Here is a 336-nt window from a genome sequence, read left to right as displayed (position 1 = left end):
TTTTTGCTTTTATCTCCACGAGAATATAATTGTCGTGTCCGCAAATCTTTCCATTCTTGATTGGATATCTTGTTTTTCATTCTTTCATAGAAATTTTTCCGCCCACCAAAAATAATAGGAGGTAATGTTTTACTTTTAATATGTTTTGCATACGTTTCAATGCTTTGTTCTAATTTTTGTTTTCGTTTTCTTAAACCAATTAAACAACTTTCTAATGAAACTTGTTTAGGTCTTTTTTTGCCGCTTTCATACTCATCTATTTTTTGTGACGTCTTTTCTAACTTTTTTTGATTGTTTTCTAGGTAAACAGGAAGAAGTTCTTTTTGAGAGAAAAGG

At 29.8% G+C, this 336-nt stretch carries 1 pseudogene; it reads right to left on the bottom strand.

The window, feature by feature from the left end:
* Window positions 1-336 (bottom strand): annotated as a pseudogene (locus BAQ44_RS30405) (IS200/IS605 family accessory protein TnpB-related protein); the annotation flags it as partial.

Source organism: Bacillus mobilis (assembly GCF_001884045.1).
Lineage (GTDB): Bacteria > Bacillota > Bacilli > Bacillales > Bacillaceae_G > Bacillus_A > Bacillus_A mobilis.
The sequence above is the reverse complement of the archived record's forward strand: the minus strand, read 5'-3'. Positions and strand labels throughout refer to the sequence as shown.